16 protein-coding genes are annotated in these 15,462 nt (G+C 54.6%); 15 read left to right on the forward strand and 1 reads right to left on the reverse strand.

Annotation, left to right across the window (positions count from 1 at the left end):
- Positions 1-14 precede the first annotated feature (14 nt).
- The 3 genes from EV294_RS24900 (at position 15) to EV294_RS24910 (ending at position 1,819) form a co-directional block, all read left to right on the forward strand.
- Positions 15-710: a TetR/AcrR family transcriptional regulator gene (locus tag EV294_RS24900; RefSeq protein WP_132311817.1), complete on the forward strand. Its 696-nt coding sequence runs from the start codon at positions 15-17 to the stop codon at positions 708-710.
- Between the two features lie 154 nt (positions 711-864).
- Positions 865-1,131 carry an autorepressor SdpR family transcription factor gene (locus EV294_RS24905; protein ID WP_132311819.1) on the forward strand — a complete coding sequence of 89 codons (267 nt, stop codon included), beginning with the start codon at positions 865-867 and terminating at the stop codon, positions 1,129-1,131.
- A 7-nt stretch (positions 1,132-1,138) separates the two neighbouring features.
- A complete protein-coding gene (locus EV294_RS24910; RefSeq protein WP_132311821.1) occupies positions 1,139-1,819 on the forward strand; it encodes an SdpI family protein in 681 nt (226 codons plus the stop codon).
- 103 nt (positions 1,820-1,922) lie between these two features.
- On the opposite strand, the gene EV294_RS24915 is transcribed toward EV294_RS24910, so the two are convergent.
- Positions 1,923-2,609: a TetR/AcrR family transcriptional regulator gene (locus tag EV294_RS24915; protein WP_132311823.1), complete on the reverse strand. Its 687-nt coding sequence runs from the start codon at positions 2,607-2,609 to the stop codon at positions 1,923-1,925.
- Positions 2,610-2,788: 179 nt separating this feature from the next.
- On the opposite strand from EV294_RS24915, the gene EV294_RS24920 reads away from it, so the two are divergent.
- From EV294_RS24920 to EV294_RS24975, 12 genes are all read left to right on the forward strand, one after another.
- Positions 2,789-4,240 (forward strand): MDR family MFS transporter, encoded by a 1,452-nt coding sequence (locus EV294_RS24920; protein WP_132311824.1) that lies wholly within the window; start codon positions 2,789-2,791, stop codon positions 4,238-4,240.
- Between the two features lie 219 nt (positions 4,241-4,459).
- A complete protein-coding gene (locus EV294_RS24925) occupies positions 4,460-5,257 on the forward strand; it encodes an ABC transporter permease (RefSeq protein ID WP_132311826.1) in 798 nt (265 codons plus the stop codon).
- A gap of 18 nt (positions 5,258-5,275) precedes the next feature.
- The gene (locus tag EV294_RS24930) at positions 5,276-6,166 is read left to right on the forward strand and encodes an ABC transporter permease (protein WP_132311828.1); all 891 of its coding nucleotides are present in this window, start codon (positions 5,276-5,278) and stop codon (positions 6,164-6,166) included.
- Between the two features lie 96 nt (positions 6,167-6,262).
- On the forward strand, positions 6,263-7,879 hold the full coding sequence (locus tag EV294_RS24935; RefSeq protein WP_132311830.1) for an FAD-dependent oxidoreductase: 1,617 nt from the start codon (positions 6,263-6,265) through the stop codon (positions 7,877-7,879).
- A complete protein-coding gene (locus EV294_RS24940) occupies positions 7,876-8,208 on the forward strand; it encodes a 4Fe-4S dicluster domain-containing protein (RefSeq protein WP_132311832.1) in 333 nt (110 codons plus the stop codon). Before EV294_RS24935 ends, EV294_RS24940 begins: the two co-directional genes overlap by 4 nt.
- 44 nt (positions 8,209-8,252) lie before the next feature.
- Positions 8,253-9,326 (forward strand): ABC transporter substrate-binding protein, encoded by a 1,074-nt coding sequence (locus EV294_RS24945; protein WP_132311834.1) that lies wholly within the window; start codon positions 8,253-8,255, stop codon positions 9,324-9,326.
- A gap of 29 nt (positions 9,327-9,355) precedes the next feature.
- Positions 9,356-10,153 (forward strand): alpha/beta hydrolase family protein, encoded by a 798-nt coding sequence (locus EV294_RS24950; protein WP_132311836.1) that lies wholly within the window; start codon positions 9,356-9,358, stop codon positions 10,151-10,153.
- Positions 10,150-11,781, forward strand: a complete 1,632-nt coding sequence (locus EV294_RS24955) for an FAD-dependent oxidoreductase (RefSeq protein ID WP_132311838.1) — start codon at positions 10,150-10,152, stop codon at positions 11,779-11,781. Before EV294_RS24950 ends, EV294_RS24955 begins: the two co-directional genes overlap by 4 nt.
- Positions 11,778-12,173, forward strand: coding sequence for a 4Fe-4S dicluster domain-containing protein (locus EV294_RS24960; RefSeq protein WP_132311840.1), 396 nt, complete (start codon positions 11,778-11,780; stop codon positions 12,171-12,173). The genes EV294_RS24955 and EV294_RS24960 overlap by 4 nt, the downstream gene beginning before the upstream one ends.
- 150 nt (positions 12,174-12,323) lie before the next feature.
- Positions 12,324-13,001, forward strand: coding sequence for a response regulator transcription factor (locus tag EV294_RS24965; protein ID WP_132311842.1), 678 nt, complete (start codon positions 12,324-12,326; stop codon positions 12,999-13,001).
- A complete protein-coding gene (locus EV294_RS24970) occupies positions 12,998-14,377 on the forward strand; it encodes a HAMP domain-containing sensor histidine kinase (protein WP_132311844.1) in 1,380 nt (459 codons plus the stop codon). Before EV294_RS24965 ends, EV294_RS24970 begins: the two co-directional genes overlap by 4 nt.
- A 65-nt stretch (positions 14,378-14,442) precedes the next feature.
- Positions 14,443-15,408: an ABC transporter permease family protein gene (locus EV294_RS24975; RefSeq protein WP_207918191.1), complete on the forward strand. Its 966-nt coding sequence runs from the start codon at positions 14,443-14,445 to the stop codon at positions 15,406-15,408.
- The last annotated feature ends 54 nt before the right edge of the window (positions 15,409-15,462 follow it).

The raw sequence follows: 15,462 nt of genomic DNA on the forward strand, positions 1-15,462 counted from the left end.
AAAGGACGGATACGATGAATAAGAAACAGAAGCAGCCTCAGATTTCGGAGGACAAGATACTGGAAGCCTCGTGGGAGCTTCTCGGGGAGGAGGGCCTCGAGAAATTCAGCATGAGACGATTAGCCGAGAGGCTGGGCATTCAAGCTCCTTCCCTGTACTGGTACTTCAAGAGCAAGCAGGAGCTCTATCAGCGTCTGGCCAACCAAGTATCGAAAATGATTCTGGAGGAGTTCCATTCCGACGGGGACTGGAAGGAGCAGCTTGCCGGGCTCGCGGTAACGGTAAGGAATGTGCTCCGTCGGTACCCTTGTTCGACGCAGCTTATGATGATGACGCTGCCTCACGAAGCGGACATCATCCGGTTCACCAACCGCATGCTGCTCTGCGTGGAATCGACGCCGCTTGACCAAGAGCAGAAATTACAGGCTATTCTTACGGTTATGAACTATGTTTTCTACTTCGTTCTGGACGATTACGAGCATCAGCGAAATGTCTCCGCGATCCTTAAGGAGCAGGGAGAGATGCCAAGCGGAGAGATGATCCGGCTTCTCGACTCGATGAGCGAAGCGGATGTTGGACTGTTCCGGAGGATGTTCAAGACCGGACTATTCGAGCTGATGGGGACGGATGGAGCTTTTGAGTTCGGGTTGAAGCTGATTCTGTCGGGGATTGAGCAGGTAATTAAAGAACAGGAGACGGCATTTAATTAGGGGACAGTAAGCAGCTTGCCGCAGCGGCAGGCTGTTTTTCGATTGACCGCATGCAGATTTTTTTGAAAAAAGGACGTATGCCTGCTTGCTTTTATTCGATATTTAGAATATTATCTAAATATCGAATAGTTGCTTCGGGAGGAGTGAGTAAAACTTGAATGATGCCTTCAAGGCGTTGTCCGATCCGACAAGACGGCAGATTCTTCAGATGCTGAAGGAACAGGACCTGTCCGCCGGACAAATCGCCGACCACTTTAATATTTCCAAGCCAAGCATTTCCCATCATTTGAATTTGCTGAAGCAAGCTAAGCTAGTAGCCGAAGAACGACAGGGACAAAACCGGGTGTACTCGCTGAACATGACCGTTGTGCAGGAAGCAATGGGCTGGTTTCTCGGCATACTCGGAACGAAAGGGGACTAAACGTAAGATGAACGAAACAACGAATCAGACCACGCGCTGGGGCAAGCAAGACTGGATTTTGCTTATCGTTAATGCCGTTATTTTCGGAATCGTGTTTCTTGTATTTAACCATCAGCTTCCGGATGTCGTAGGGAGCCATTACAACATAAGAGGCGAGCAGGACGGCACAATGGCCAAGTCGGGCATGTGGCTCCTGTACGCGGGTATTGGCATCGCGCTGCCCGTCTTTCTATCGGTAGTCCGAAATGTCGATCCGCGCCGTCAGAACTATGCCCGGTTCAGCGGATATTACACGCTGATGAGGTGGACGATCAGCCTGTTTATCCACGGGGTGTTTGTGCTGATGATTCTGCAAAATCTCGATTACGATCTGCCTTTTATCAATATCGTATTTGGCGGCCTTGGAATCATGTGGATGATCATTGGCAACCGAATGGGTCAGCTCCGCAGCAATTTCTTTATGGGGATCCGGACGCCGTGGACCATCACGGATGAAAACAACTGGCGCAACACGCACCGGCTTGGCGGACGGCTATGGTTTGTCGCGGGGTTATTGATGCTATTGGGAGCATGCCTTCTTTCGGCTGCGGGATTGGTTGTTGTTCTTATCGTGAGTATGGTGCTAAGCGTCGTTGTCCCTTACCTTTACTCGTATCTTTTGTATACGGGTGCGAAAAAGAAGTCGTAAACAAGGGCAAAAGAATAAAAGCAGCTGTCGGGGTGATGAACCCGTCAGCTGCTTTTATTCTTTTGCTTCGCGTTATTTTGGGCTGGAAGAGGCTGCCCTTTGCTTAAGAAACACCAAACGTAATTTTGCGAACGAGGGAGTCCACCTTCTCGGACATCGCTTCATCGTTAATCTGGGCAAGCGCGTCAGGCTTGAACAGCTGCTGCTTCTTGATCTGGTAGTAATCCCAGATGGCGCCCCGCAGCGTAAGGTTGTGTCTCATCAAATAATGCGGGTCGAGCAGCTTCTGGAACATAAGCTCGTCTTGCAATATGATGAGCATCGCATTCAAATCGTTCATATACCCTTCGGCCATTCCCCGCTCATAGAACGCACGAAGCCTGCCATTGCGGTCACTGATCGCAACTTCGATCGAAGCCAGCAATTCCGGATAGATTTCGCGCAAATCCCGGAAAAAGGGCTCCGTGCCGTAGTTCGCAATAATCAGCGTCTGCGAGAAGGTCGACCGAAAGCCTTTGATATAAGCCTCGCGGCTGCCTTCCATTAGCTGGGCCTCATCGCAAACCACATATTTGATATAAAGGGCTGTCAGCCGCTCAATGATCTCGTCCCGGGAAGGAAAGTATTTATATAATGTCGCTTTGGACAGATCCATCGCTTTGGCGATGTCGTCCATGCGAAGTCCCTGAAAGCCGTTTGACTTTATGGGATGCAACAGCTTGGCGACATATTTGTTTTTCGTCGTTTCGTCGGTATATCGGCAGCTTTGCGGTTCACCCGTTGTATCCATAAAGTATTCAACCTCTCTTCCTATGTAAGAGTATACACGATTTTGCCGGATAAAGAAATGAACGAATTAATCGAACTAAACTAATTTTGTGTAAATGAGTTTACTTTGACTACATTTTGCAGTATGATCATTTCTACAGTAGGCCATTCGGCCAAAAGAGATAGGAGAAGAGAAAACCTATGAGTACATCATCCAGCCAGAATATTCGGTTCTGGCCGATTATGATTGCCATATTTTTTGGCGCCTTCCTGAGCATTCTCGGGATCAGCACCATTAATGTCGCGCTTACGATCTTTATGCAGGATTTCCACTCGGACCTGAGCACGGTGCAGTGGACTTTAACGGGCTTTATGCTCTCCTTGGGGACGATAGCGCCGTTGTCGGGTTATTTGGGAGATAAATTCGGCTACAAGAACGTTTATTTGTATGCCATGATCGGCTTTGTTATTTTCTCCTTGTTATGCGGCTTTTCCTGGAATGCCGGTTCGCTGATTGCTTTCCGGATTATCCAGGGCATCTTTACGGGCCTTGTTATGCCCGCGACCATGACCATTATTTTTCAGATCATACCGAAGGAAAGACAGCCGTTTGCCGTGAGTATCTGGGGCTTGTCCGGCATGCTCGCTCCGGCGTTTGGCCCTACGCTTAGCGGCTGGCTGATTCAGCAGTTCGACTGGCGCTGGATTTTCTTTATGAACGTGCCTATCGGCATTATCGCGATCTGGTTTATTATCTCGATGATTCCGGACGTGAGAGTCGGAACGGCTAAGGTTCTGGATAAGCTTGGCCTGACTACCGTTGTGCTTAGCAGCGTAGCGCTGCTGCTTGCCCTGAGCGAAGGGCGGCAATGGGGCTGGGATTCCGCGAAAGTGCTAGGCCTGTTTGGTTTTGGAGTGGTCATGCTGGTCCTCTTTATCTGGCATGAGCTTAGAACGCGGAACCCATTGCTTAATCTGAGAGTGTTCGGCAACTATCGCTTCTCGATTACGCTGGTAGCCAACACGATCATTACGATCAGCCTGTATTCGGGCACCTTGCTTGTTCCGTTATTCCTGCAAAACGTGCAGCAAATCACGCCGATGGACACGGGGCTTATTCTGCTTCCATCGTCTCTTGTCATGGCGCTGGCTATGCCGATCGCCGGCAAGCTGTATCCGCGCGTTGGCGCCAAATGGATGACGATCGGCGGGCTTGCGCTTATTATTTTCGGCAGCTACGAGATGACTCATCTCCATACGGACAGCTCGCATTTCTACGTCATTTTCTGGATGGCGGTCCGTAACCTTGGGGTATCGTTTGCCGCTGCGGCAACAAGCACGGCCGGCATGGAGGAAATTCCGCCGCAAATGGTGGGGCATGCCTCCTCGGTCACCAACTGGGTACGCAACGTGGGCGGCTCCTTTGCAATCGCCTTGTTCACCTCGCTGCTGGCTTCCCATACGATTACGCATGTGGCGGATCTGACGCAAGCCGGCACGGAGAACGCCAAGATTATTCCGCTGTTCGCCTTTACGCTTAGCGTCAATGACGTCTTTACGATTGCGACTTATATCGCGGTTATCGCGATTCCGTTCACCCTTATCATCCGCAAACAAGCGAAACGCTCCAAAAACGCTGCAGCTGCAGCTTAATGAAAAAGCATCATGGCCTTTAAGGCTGTGATGCTTTTTTAGCATTTGAGTAATTTTTCGCAATGTATTGACACTGTAAAATCCCCATGCTACTCTTATACCACAGTTAATCAATAGGAATTAAAGAATTTAATAAAACGTCTACCGTTCTAACGGAGGCATTCTCTTATGCGATATGAGGATGCCTCTTTTTTATTTTCGAGGAAAGTGGTGATCAAGATGAGCAGTCACGCCGCGGCAGCAGGGAAGACGCCGGGCAAGCTGACGCTAACCGGGCTTGCGCTTGTATTCCCGGTAACGCTGCTGGTTTTATGGCAGGTGCTTGGGCATTACGGTTATATTTCGGAGCTGCTGTTCCCAACCCCTTATACGATTGCGGAAGCCGGCATTTCCTTGGCATCGTCAGGCGATCTATGGTCGAATATCCAGATTAGCGTGACAAGGGCTTTGCTGGGATTTGCGCTGGGCGGCTCGCTGGGCTTGCTGTTTGGCATTGCGGTTGGCTTGTTCCGACGGACGGAAAAGCTGCTTGATCCCACGATCCAGATGATCCGGATGATCCCAAGCCTTGCCGTTGTGCCGTTGTTTATTTTATGGTTCGGCATCGGCGAGGAGTCGAAAGTGCTGCTCATTGCCAAAAGCGCCTTTTTCCCGCTGTACATCAACACGTTCCTCGGCATCCGCAATGTGGACAATAAGCTGTTTGAAGTAGCAAGAGTGCTTGGCTTCAGCCGTTTGAAGCAGATCACAAGGCTGATCCTGCCGGCCGCTCTGCCTAATATTATTTTGGGCGCACGCTTGTCGATCGGATTATCCTGGCTTGGCCTGGTTGTGGCGGAGCTGATTGCTTCAACCTCCGGGATCGGTTATATGATGTCGGATGCCCGTCAGTTTGCGGATACGCCGGTGGTCTTCGTAGGCATCTTTATCTTCGCCGTTCTTGGGCTGCTTACCGACACGCTGCTCGCCTTGATCGAGCGCCGGCTGCTTAGATGGAAGGACCGTTACAACGGTTAAAAGGGAGGCAAGGATATCATGAGCAATTCACTCGAAGCGGTGGTTTCTCCTCAGGCCGCACCGGAAGCGGGGTTAGCCGGAGGGGAGAGAGCCGCGGGCAAAGGGGCAGCAAAGCGCAAGCGGCGGTGGTCATCCAAGCTTGCGGCAGCCATCCTGAAAGACATCGCAATAGGGGCGGCGATACCGGCCGTGCTTCTTGTTTTGTGGCAGATCGCCGCTTCGGCCGGGTATATCTCGCCTATGTTTATGCCATCGCCGGCCTCGATTCTTCGGGCGTTCGGGACGCTGGCCACCTCGGAAAATCTTCTTCACCATCTGCTCGTCAGCATGGGGCGGGCCGGTCTAGGCTTCTTGATCGGAGGGGCGGCGGGACTTCTGTTCGGATTGCTGACAGGGCTGTTCCGGAAAGTCCAATACCTGCTTGATCCAAGCATTCAAGTATTGCGGCTTATTCCGCATCTCGCCATTGCTCCGCTTATTATCCTGTGGTTCGGTTTCGGGGAGACGTCCAAAATAGCGATTATCGTATCCGGCTCGTTTTTCCCGTTGTACATCAACACGTTTCTCGGCATCCGCAATGTGGACAATAGACTGTTCGAAGTGTCGCGCATCCTGGGCTTCAGTCCGCTCAAGCGGCTGACCCGGCTGGTCCTTCCGGCTGCGCTGCCCGATATTCTGATCGGGGTGCGGATCTCGCTTGCCGTATCGTGGATTGGGCTTGTCGTAGCCGAGCTGATCGGCTCCAGGTCCGGCATTGGCTTTCTTATCAATGAGGCCAAACAGAACTCGGACACTTCCGTTATATTCGTCGGCATTATTATATTCGCGGTAATCGGCAAGCTCATTGATTCCGTCATGAAGAGCGTTGAGATTCGCTGGCTGAACTGGCGCGACGGCTATAAGGGCTAATGCCGGAATGGCATTCCCGGTTGCTCTCGCCGGAGCAGCTATTTCACTGGGGGAATAGTCGAAATATTCAATTAATTATTCGAGGGGGAAAAAGAAATGTCGATATTATTGCCAAACGGTGCTATTCAGTTGCAAGCGGATGTACTTGTCATCGGAGGCGGACCCGCGGGAACATGGGCGGCCATTACGGCGGCTTCGCAAGGCGCGAAGGTTATTCTGGCCGACAAAGGCTATTGCGGCTCAAGCGGGGCGACGGCTCCTTCGGGCACCGGCGTCTGGTACGTGAAGCCGGAGGATCGGCTGCGCGAGGAGGCGAAAGCCAGCCGTTACGAAATGGGCGGCCGGCTTGCCGAGCACCGCTGGATGGACCGGGTGCTTGACCGGACTTACGAGAACATGAACCGGCTTGGCCATGCCGGATATCCTTTTCCGAAGGATGATGACGGCGAGCTTCACAAGCGGGGACTTCAAGGCCCCGAATATATGCGCCTGATGCGCAAGCTGGTGAAGAAGGCGGGCGTCAAAATTCTGGATCATAGTCCCGCCCTGGAGCTGCTTGTGGATGAACACGGCGTTGGCGGCGCGTCCGGCGTACAGACGCAGACGGGCGATGCCTGGACCGTGCATGCCGGAGCCGTTGTGATCGCAACCGGCGGGTGCGCGTTCTTAAGCAAGGCGCTTGGCTGCAACGTGCTGACCGGTGACGGTTATTTGCTTGCGGCGGAGACGGGCGCTCAGCTGTCGGGCATGGAGTTCTCGAACGCTTACGCGATTAGTCCGACCTTCTCGTCGGTGACGAAAACGGCCTATTACTCCTATGCTTCCTTCTACTATGAGGACGGAACGCCGGTAGAGGGAGCAGGCTCGAAACGCGGCCGCTCCATTATTGCCCGCAAACTGCTGGAAGGACGCCAGGTGTACGCGAAGCTGGATCTTGCTCCGGAGGAGATTAAGCCGCTGCTGCGGGTGAACCAGACGAACTTCTTCCTGCCGTTTGATCGCCGCGGAATTGATCCTTTTACCGATTTATTCCCGGTAACGCTGAGGCTGGAAGGGACCGTCCGCGGAACAGGCGGTATCCGCATTACCGACGAGACCTGCGCCACTTCGGTGCCAGGCCTCTACGCAGCGGGCGACGCGGCAACGCGCGAGCTGATCTGCGGCGGTTTTACCGGCGGCGGCAGCCATAACGCGGCATGGGCGATGTCATCCGGTTCTTTTGCCGGAGAAGGCGCGGCCGCGTATGCGAAAAAACTCGGCGGGCATGCGGCGGACCGCAAACTGCAGAGTGCTTCTGCTTCCGTTATGACGAGCACAGCCGCAGCGTCTTCTTCCAAGACGGAGGAGATCGTTCGCGCCGTGCAAGAGGAGGTAGCACCGTACGACCGCAATTTGTTCCGGACGGAGCAAGGGCTGAAGGGCTCGCTGCAGCGGCTTGACGGACTGTGGAAGGAGCAGCGGAATCAGGCGGTGGAGCGTTCGGCAGGCGGGGTGAAAGCGCGCGAAGCGCAGGCGATGACCGCAACCGCAAGATGGATGTACAATTCCGCGCTTGCCCGGACGGAGACCCGAGGCATGCATAAGCGCGAAGACTTCCCTGCGCAGGATGCGGGCCAGCATTACCGGCTCATCAGCGGCGGATTGGATCAAGTGTGGGTGAAGCCGGAAGCCGTTAACGAAGCGAAGTCCGAGAAGGAGGTTATTGCGCCATGATTGAGGTTGTTAGCGAGAGCCGGTGCGTGTCATGCAATCAATGCGTTTCGGTATGCCCGACGAACGTATTCGACCGGGGCGATGACGGGATTCCCGTCATCGCCAGGCAGGACGAATGCCAGACCTGCTTCATGTGCGAGCTGTACTGTCCGGTTGACGCGTTATACGTTGCGCCGGATTCGGAGCAGATTATCGGTATTACCGAGCGGGAAGCGGAGCAGCAGGGGCTGCTTGGCGGATACCGGGAGAAGGTCGGCTGGGGCAAAGGCAGAACGCCGGTCGCTTCGCATGACTACATGTACCAGTTGTCCAAGTTCGCTAAATTTTAGGGAATAAACCATCATACTTAACTACTGAGAGGGGTCTGTTTTATATGAGCAGAGAAAAACAAAGAGGATTACGCGGCCCGGTTAGACTAGCTCTGATCGCGGTGCTGATTATGGCAACGGCATGGCTGCAGGCTTGCGGAGCGAACAATAGCTCGAACGGGAATGCAAAGGATAGCGCAAACGCCGGCGCCAGCGCATCGACGGGAACGGCGACGGCAGACGCCGCCGACGAGAACAGCAAAGCGCCGGCCGTTCTCAACTATGGCTACATCGGAAGCAACGATAAGAATTTGCCCGGCGGAGCGGAAGGCTGGGGCTTCTATAAAGGCATCATTCAAGCGGAGCTGAAAAAATACGGCATCGAGGAAGTGAAGCTGACGGGCTTCCCGAACGGTCCGGACCAGACCGAATCGCTGATCAGCGGACGGCTGGATTTTGGCGGCTTGGGCGATACCCCTGCCATTATTGCGGCTGCTTCCGGGGCCAAGACGAGACTAATCAATCAAACGACGATCACCAACATCGGTTACCTGATCTCGGGGCCAAACGGTCCAAAGACGGTAGAAGAACTGAAGGGCAAGACGATTGCGATTCAAAAAGGCTCCTACATGCACCGTTACGTTGTGGGTCTGCTGAAGCAAGCCGGCGTGACGGACTACAAGCTTGTCCATATGCTTATCCCCGACGCGCAAGCCGCTCTGGCTAAAGGCGATATCGACGCGATGACCAACACGGGTTATACCGCGCAGAAGCTGCTTGGCCAAGGGTATACGCTGATTGACGATTCCACCAGGCATCCGGAGCTGCATGGCACGGGCGTGACGGTTGTATCGGAAAGCTATTTGAAGAAATTTCCGGACTTCCCTAAGGTGTGGAATGAAGCCCGACTAAAAGCGTTGGACGATTTAAAACAGCATGAAGACGAGTATTACCAGTTTATCGCCGATCTCAATAAAACGACCGTAGATCTGGCGAAGAAGGTAAGCCCAATCAGCGATATTACGGTCGAGCCGTTCCCGGCTGACGGCATTACCCGGATTACGGGCACGAAGGACTTCCTTGTGGAGGAAGGGCTGGCGAAGAAGGATTACAAGATCGAGGATTGGGAAGCGAAGTAACCGATAGATCGGATAGGAGAGGAATCGTTATGGGAAAAGATACGCTGACCGTCCAGTCCTTCACGTTGTATTCCAGTAAGGGCATCCGTTTGCAGGGCGAAGTGAAAACCTTGGATGACGGCAAGCCGCATCCGGTTATTATCGTAAGTCATGGCTTTAGAGGTTATAAGGACTGGGCATTCTGGCCCGATGTGACGAGCCGTTTGGCTGAAGAGGGCTTTTATGCAATCAGCTACAACTTCTCGCGTATAGCGGCTAGAGAAGACGGCTTGGAGGAAGCGTCGATTGCGGCGGCATCCACCTTCTCTCAGGAGCTTGACGATTTGCAGACGGTGCTTCAAGCTGCGGCGGACGGCGCTTTGCCGCAGCCTCATGCGGCAGACCGGACAAAGATCGGGCTGCTTGGCCACAGCAGAGCCGGCGGCAGCAGCATCCTGACGGCAAGCGAGAAGCCGGAGCAAATAGCCGCACTGGCGGTATGGAATGGAGGGCCTCCTCCATCACGCCACCTGCCGGCCGGCGAAACGGTCAGCCTGCTGGATCTGACGGTCCAGGAGGATTGGCAGAGGAATGAAGCGCGCTTCAATATTCGCGAAGCTTTTGCCCGGCTGCAGCTTCCTGCCTTGATTGTGCAGGGAGACCTGGATCGCGAGCCGCTGCTGGAACAACTGCGCTATTTCCGGGAAGAAGCTCCGCATCAGCAATATGTGCTGGTGCAAGGAGCGGACCATACCTTTAATACGGTGCATCCGTACAGAGGGGCTAACGCACAGCTGCAGACGGCGCTGCAGGCGACGATCAGCTTTTTTGCGGAGAAGCTGAAATGAGTCGAGCAGCAGAGCGGCGGCTGACCGCGGACGTGCTTGTTATTGGCGGCGGCCCTGCCGGAGCTTGGGCGGCATGGAGCGCGGCCACTAACGGCGCCAAAGTCGTCTTGGCGGATAAGGGCTACCTGGGCAGCAGCGGGGCGACGGCGCCGGGCGGAACGAATCTGCTGTATTTGCCGCCCGATGAAGAAATGAGAAAACATGCCGTGGAAGAGCGAATGAAGCAGGGTGGGTATTTGGCCGAGCCGGCATGGATTCACCGGGTGCTTGACCAGGTGTATGCCAATATGGAGCTGATCGAGCAGTGGGGCTATCCGTTCGTCCGCGACGAGAACGGGACTCCGATGCGCGATCATCTGCACGGTCCCGAATATATGTCGATTATGCGAAAGGTCGTAAAGCGTGCCGGTGTCAAAGTGCTTGATCAGTCGCCGGCTCTTGAGCTGCTGGTTGACGAGTTTGGCGTAGGCGGCGCCCGCGGCGTATCCCGGCAGGATAACCAGACCTGGGAGGTGCGCGCGAATGCCGTTGTTATCGCAACGGGCGGCTGCGCTTTCCTAAGCAACGGACTCGGCTGCAATGTATTGACCGGAGACGGTTATTTAATGGCCGGCGAGCTTGGCGTAGAGCTGTCGGGCATGGAATTTACCCGCAAGTATGCTCCGTCTCCGGCTTTTGGATCCAACACCCGCTCCAGACTGCTGGGCTGGGCCACTTATTACGATCATGCCGGCCAAGAGATTGTTGCGGGGCGGCAGGGAGATTTTCTGGCGGAGGCTCTGCTTCAGGGACCCGTGTATGCCATTATGAACAAGGCGGACACCCCGGAGAAGCAGGCCTTCTTACGAAAATCCCATGCGATTTTCTTCCTGCCGTATGACCGGGCGGGGATTGACGTGTTTACCGAGCCTTTCCCGCTGACGCTGCGTTATGAAGGGACGGTAAGGGGCACCGGAGGCATCCGGATTGCCCGCGATGATTGCAGCACAACGGTAGGAGGATTGTTCGCCGCTGGGGATGCGGCAACACGCGAACGTATTACCGGTTCGGCGTCCGGCGGAGGCGCCTTTAACGCATCGTGGGCGATCTGCTCGGGAACCTGGGCGGGCAAAGGCGCCGCCGCTTATGCCCTGTCTCACCGGAGCAGCGCGGCGGAACGCGATCTGAAGCCGGCCGGGCGTTACGGGCTTGGCACAGCCCCCGCTTCTTCCGTTGTATCCTCGCAGGAGCTGATCAAGGATATTCAGCGTCAGGTTCTTCCGCTGAACATTAATTATTTCCGCACGGAACGGGGGCTGAAGCTCGCTTTGCGTCAGTTGGATGAGGTATGGAAGCGGGTGAATGATCAAGCACCGCAAACGATGCTGGAACAGGTGAGAGCCCGCGAGACCGCTGCAATGGCGGCAACCGCGCGCTGGATGTATACGGCGGCGTTGTCGCGGAAGGAATCCCGGAGCGGCGGTCTGCATGTGCTGGCGGAATATCCGGGTCAGGACGAAGAGCAGCGGCACCGGCTGCTTGTTTCAGGATTAGAAGAGATTCTGGTTCGTACGGAGAAGGTGCCGAAATCCGGCGGCGTTGAAGCATCCGGGGCAGTTGCTGCTTCCGAGGAGGTGCAGGCACGATGATCGAGCTAGTCAGCGAGGAGCGTTGCATTTCCTGCAGCATCTGCGTGAAGGTATGCCCAACCAATGTATTCGATAAAGGGGAGGACGGCATCCCCGTCATTGCGCGGCAAAGCGACTGCCAGACCTGCTTCATCTGCGAGGTGTATTGTCCGGCGGACGCGCTGTATGTCTCGCCATACGCCGAGCAGACGGTGGAGGTGAACGAGCGGGAGCTGGCCGAGCAAGGCGTGCTCGGCAGCTGGCGGGCTATTATCGGCTGGGGGCCGGGACGCACGAAGATTGCGGCTATTGATACAACGCCGTTTATCGACCGGATCCTGCCTCCCCGCACTCTCCGTCCGCAAGGCGTATCGGAGGTCGCTTCGGGGCGGGAGCCAAACGAACGGAAATAGAAAGAATAGAGCAAGTCCCAGGGTAGATTTGATGCCTTGGGACTTGTTTTTTTGCTCGGGGCGGTTAAAGCCTGGTCCTGTTTGTGTTTGCCCGGTAATGTGCTATGCTATCAACGAAAAATACTGGGAATGCAACAGGAGGTTGTTAGGATGTATCATTTGCTCCTGGCTGACGACGATCCGAATATTAGAGCGCTTGTCCGTTTCGTCATGACCCGCGAAGGCTATCAGGTGCATGAAGCGCAGGATGGGGCCGAGGCGGTAGAGGTCATGCAGAGGGAGCCGGTAAACCTGGCTATTATTGATGTAATGATGCCGCGAATAGACGGCTTCGAGCTATGCGAGTATATCCGGGAGCGTTATGATATCCCGATTATTATGCTGACGGCCAAGGACCAGCTGTCCGACAAAGAGCAGGGCTATCTGAGAGGAACCGACGATTACGTGACCAAGCCTTTTGAACCGGAGGAGCTGCTGTTTCGGGTCAAAGCGCTGTTTCGCCGTTACAATCAGGTATCCCATGATCTGATCCGGATGAACCGCATCACGATTGACCGCAAAAATGTGGAGGTCACCGACGGGCATTCGGTTCTGCTGCTGCCGATGAAGGAATTCGAGCTCCTCGCACAGCTCGCTCAATATCCGGGACGGCTGTTTTCCCGCGAGGAGCTGATACGTCTCGTATGGGCGGCAGATTTCGAAGGGGATGACCGGACCGTAGACGTGCATATCAAGCGGCTTCGCCAGCGCTTTGCCGATTACGCCGAGGATTTTACCATCCAGACGGTACGGGGGATCGGGTACAAGGTTGAGGTGAAGGGGAAATGAAATCTTTGTACTTCCGGGTATTTCTAATCACCGCGGCCGTCATCCTGATCAGCAGCATAATCGGGTTTCTGGTTTCCAACCTGTATTACCATATGAAGCTGAAGTCTTTCAACGATGAGAAGCTGGTGGGGATTGCCAGGCAGATGAAGACCTTTATCGAAGCGGAGCCTGCCGGCATGGATAGATATTTGCAAAACGCAGCTTCGCTTGGCTACGAGATTTACGTGACGGACGGTCAAGGAGAAGCGCATTTCTACGGCAGGAGCTTTCGCGAGCGGGATTTGGATGAGCGGGCCGTTGACCTCGTGCTCGGCGGAGAAGTGTACCACGGAGTAGCGCAGTTCCCGACCAAGCCGTTTATTACCGGGTTTTTCGATAACCGGTTAAGCAATACGGTAGGCGTGCGTGTGCAATCTGCCGGGAAAAGCTACGCCCTGTTTATGCGGCCGGACGTTCTGTTGCAGTTTGGCGAGCTACGCACCTTTTTTGCCCTGGTCGGGTTATATACGGTCATCATCAGTATTCTCTTCTTCCTAGTCAGCACTCGCTATTTGGTTAAGCCGATCACAAGACTAACGGAGGCGACCAAGCGTATCGCGCAAGGGAATTACAATCTTCGCCTGCCCACGAGAAGACGCGATGAAATCGGTCAGCTTGCCGAGCATTTCATGATCATGAGCAAGGAGCTCGAACGCGTGGATCAGACCCGCCAGCAGTTCGTCTCGAATGTGTCGCATGAAATTCAATCGCCGCTCACCTCGATTCAAGGGTTTGCCGCCGTGCTAAGGGAGCAAGAGCTGCCAAGCGAGGAACGCAAGCATTACGCGGACATTATCGAAGCGGAAAGCCGCCATCTCTCCATCCTCAGCAAGCAGCTGCTGCTTCTTTCCTCGCTCGAGCAGGGCGAAGAGGCTTTAACCAAAACGCGTTTTCCCCTGTATAAACATATTCGCCAAGCCGTGCAGGTTCTGCAGTGGCAGCTGGAGGAGAAGGATTTGCTGCTTAAGCTGTCCGTTCCCGATTCCATTACGCTGTATGGCGATGAGGTGCTGCTGCAGCAGGTTTGGATGAATCTGCTTGGCAATGCCATCAACTATATTCCGCCCGGGAGAAGCATTGAGGTGCTCGCGGAAAAGACGTTGTCCCATATCAATATTGCGGTCTCGGATACAGGGGAGGGAATTCCGCCTGAGCATCTTCCTTTTCTGTTTGACCGGTTTTACCGGGTTGACCGTGCCCGCGAGCGGACTTCGGGGCGGACAGGCCTTGGACTCGCTATCGTGAAAAAGATCGTGCAGCTGCACGGCGGGAACATCGAAGTTGAGAGCTCGCCCGGAGCGGGCACTCGTATTACAGTTAGACTTCCCGATTTGTAATCATTCGTTCACGCGCCGTTCATTTTCGCTTCCTACACTTGAGCCATCAAAGGGAGGGAAGCAACATGTATTTGGCTATACGGGAGATGAGGTTTGCTAAAGTCCGCTATACGCTTATCGCAACGATTATGCTGCTGGTCTCTTTTCTGGTCCTGTTCGTTACGGGACTTGCGGGGGGACTCGCTTATGACAACGCGGCATCGATAGAAAATATGGACGCTACGCATTTTGTAATGGAGAAGGACTCCAATCACCGGTTTACCCGCTCTCAGGTTGGGGCGGGGGTTCTGGAACAAGCCAAGTCGACCGCGGGCGAGAAGAACGCGCAGCCGCTTGGCGTGCGGATGGCTACCGTAACCTTGGAGGGAGCTAAGCTTGATGTAACGCTGCTAGGCGTGGAGCCTGAAGGCTGGCTTACGCCGTCAGCCGTTGAGGGCAGTGCACTTACAGAGGCTGGCGCCGGTTCCGTGCTCGTCGACAGCAAGTTAAAGGATTCGGGCGTTCGCATCGGTTCAACGCTCGTAGACCAGGCCTCCGGCATGAAATGGACAGTTGGCGGCTTCGTAAGCCGGGAATCGTTCAGTCATTCACCGGCCGTCTTCCTAAGCAGGCAAGATTGGCGGCAGCTTCAGCTGATATCGGCGGGGGCTAGGGGCGGGATGCCAACCGACACCACCTATAGCGCCATTGCGGTCAAGGCCAGCAAGCAGCAGGCAGAGCGTCTCGCGGCGGCATTACCGGGTAACGAGATCGTCACAAAATCGGAGGCTGTCTCGGCAATCCCCGGCTATAAAGAAGAGCAGGGCTCGTTAATGATGATGATTGTGTTCCTGTTTGTCATTTCGGCGTTTGTCCTGGCGGTATTCTTTTATGTCATCACGATCCAAAAGAGCAGCCAATTCGGTATCCTAAAGGCTATCGGTACGCGTGCCGCTTACCTTGCCGGAAGCGTGGCCTTGCAAGTGCTGCTCTTGTGCGTGGGAAGTCTGACCGTTAGCCATCCATGCCCCTCTCGGGGCACCACAGAATAATGAAAATTTTGCTGCCGCGTTCTATACTATTCTTACGGCTGGTGAGGAAGGTCG

Origin of the sequence: Paenibacillus sp. BK033, assembly GCF_004345425.1 — a bacterium.
Lineage (GTDB): Bacteria > Bacillota > Bacilli > Paenibacillales > Paenibacillaceae > Pristimantibacillus.

Excerpts from the sequence above, each read along its gene's own strand:
- EV294_RS24955 (WP_132311838.1), top strand. The coding sequence starts at position 10,150 with ATGAGTCGAGCAGCAGAGCGGCGGCTGACCGCGGACGTGCTTGTTATT.
- EV294_RS24935 (WP_132311830.1), top strand. The coding sequence starts at position 6,263 with ATGTCGATATTATTGCCAAACGGTGCTATTCAGTTGCAAGCGGATGTA.
- EV294_RS24960 (WP_132311840.1), top strand. The coding sequence starts at position 11,778 with ATGATCGAGCTAGTCAGCGAGGAGCGTTGCATTTCCTGCAGCATCTGC.
- EV294_RS24965 (WP_132311842.1), top strand. The coding sequence starts at position 12,324 with ATGTATCATTTGCTCCTGGCTGACGACGATCCGAATATTAGAGCGCTT.
- EV294_RS24925 (WP_132311826.1), top strand. The coding sequence starts at position 4,460 with ATGAGCAGTCACGCCGCGGCAGCAGGGAAGACGCCGGGCAAGCTGACG.
- EV294_RS24915 (WP_132311823.1), bottom strand. The coding sequence starts at position 2,609 with ATGGATACAACGGGTGAACCGCAAAGCTGCCGATATACCGACGAAACG.
- EV294_RS24945 (WP_132311834.1), top strand. The coding sequence starts at position 8,253 with ATGAGCAGAGAAAAACAAAGAGGATTACGCGGCCCGGTTAGACTAGCT.
- EV294_RS24930 (WP_132311828.1), top strand. The coding sequence starts at position 5,276 with ATGAGCAATTCACTCGAAGCGGTGGTTTCTCCTCAGGCCGCACCGGAA.
- EV294_RS24950 (WP_132311836.1), top strand. The coding sequence starts at position 9,356 with ATGGGAAAAGATACGCTGACCGTCCAGTCCTTCACGTTGTATTCCAGT.
- EV294_RS24975 (WP_207918191.1), top strand. The coding sequence starts at position 14,443 with ATGTATTTGGCTATACGGGAGATGAGGTTTGCTAAAGTCCGCTATACG.
- EV294_RS24920 (WP_132311824.1), top strand. The coding sequence starts at position 2,789 with ATGAGTACATCATCCAGCCAGAATATTCGGTTCTGGCCGATTATGATT.
- EV294_RS24940 (WP_132311832.1), top strand. The coding sequence starts at position 7,876 with ATGATTGAGGTTGTTAGCGAGAGCCGGTGCGTGTCATGCAATCAATGC.
- EV294_RS24970 (WP_132311844.1), top strand. The coding sequence starts at position 12,998 with ATGAAATCTTTGTACTTCCGGGTATTTCTAATCACCGCGGCCGTCATC.
- EV294_RS24900 (WP_132311817.1), top strand. The coding sequence starts at position 15 with ATGAATAAGAAACAGAAGCAGCCTCAGATTTCGGAGGACAAGATACTG.
- EV294_RS24910 (WP_132311821.1), top strand. The coding sequence starts at position 1,139 with ATGAACGAAACAACGAATCAGACCACGCGCTGGGGCAAGCAAGACTGG.